We start from the raw sequence: 1,311 nt of genomic DNA on the forward strand, positions 1-1,311 counted from the left end.
CTGTTAGCATTATAGGAACAGCCCACCATGTTAACATGGCTCCACCTGTTAAAAGATAGTCTGTTAAATTCATTGCAATTTCCATACTGACCATTGAGATAAAACTCATCCCTAAGGCAGTTTTTAAAGCATCTTTAAATTTGAAATTTTGTCTTATCAATATAATAGTTTCCAAAATAATACTTGTGATTAAGCCATTAATAATTGCTAAAGTCATAATGGCTAAAACAGGCCATGGAATACCTGTTATTTGAAAAAATAAAATTGTTCCAAAATCTCCTATTGCACAACCTAATAAACACCACGCAGTATTTATTGCACTTCGTTTCCAAGTGTGATTGCAAGACCAGTTAAATGATATAGTTTTTTCCAACTTTAAATTTTAATTTATAGCTACCTTAGCTATCATACCGACTTCATAGTGACCTGGTACATTGCATGCAATTTCTACATTAGAAGCATTTTCAAATTTCCATATCAAATCTTTACTACCTTTGGGCTCCAATAAAACACTATTAGCATGACTATGTGCCATTGATTTGTCCATCTTTGACATTTTTTTCATTTTATCTTTATCAATGCTATCAGCTAATAAAATTTCCATTTCAACCATTTTTTGCATTTCAGATTGATGCTGAATATGCATCTTTGAGTTTGCAATATTAAATTCATGAACTAGTTCACCAACATTTTCTACTTCAAACTTTATAGTTTCACCTGATTGAACTTGAAAAGAGCTAGGTTCAAAATAATTATCATACATCAATACTTTGATAACTCTAGTGACGTCCTCTTGTTTGCCTTTTTTACCAATCATCATGCTCTTATCAGCAAATGCAGTTGAGATTGATAGAATTATAGAAATTGTAATAATAAATAAATGTTTAATCATTCGTTAGACTTAGGAATTTTATATTAAAATTCAATATGTTAATTAAGTTTTAATTGATATTCATAGTACTCTTTTGACCAAAAAGATTTGATATAAGCCAAAACACTATCAATTTCTTTATCAGACAATTTGTCTCCAAAGCCCATCATTTTTCCTTCATAATTTTTAACTAATTTTCCAAGACCATATTTTATAATAGCATGTAGTGTTTTGTCATCATGGTGCCAAGTGTGACCTGTGCCATTTAAAGGTGGGGCTTTTCTGTGACCATCCTCATCTACACCTTTCCAATTCTTTGCTCCAGATAAGTTAATCATATGACATGAAGCACAATTCTGTTCATATAAAATTTTACCTCTTTCAATCATAATTTTAGACTCTGTTGTTATAGGGTAATGATTGCTAGCAAAACTAGAGTC

At 30.6% G+C, this 1,311-nt stretch carries 3 protein-coding genes; all 3 read right to left on the reverse strand.

From position 1 onward, the window contains the following. Positions 1-361, reverse strand: a 361-nt coding sequence (locus ACTTBN_RS01275) for a DUF4396 domain-containing protein (RefSeq protein WP_440680628.1), incomplete at its 3' end; no start/stop codon positions are given. A 21-nt stretch (positions 362-382) separates the two neighbouring features. Further along, a complete protein-coding gene (locus ACTTBN_RS01280) occupies positions 383-892 on the reverse strand; it encodes a cupredoxin domain-containing protein (protein WP_440680626.1) in 510 nt (169 codons plus the stop codon). Between the two features lie 38 nt (positions 893-930). Next, the coding region (locus ACTTBN_RS01285) for a c-type cytochrome (protein WP_440680627.1) at positions 931-1,311 on the reverse strand (381 nt) is incomplete at its 5' end.

Source organism: Candidatus Pelagibacter sp. HIMB1623 (assembly GCF_052047695.1).
Taxonomy (GTDB): domain Bacteria; phylum Pseudomonadota; class Alphaproteobacteria; order Pelagibacterales; family Pelagibacteraceae; genus Pelagibacter.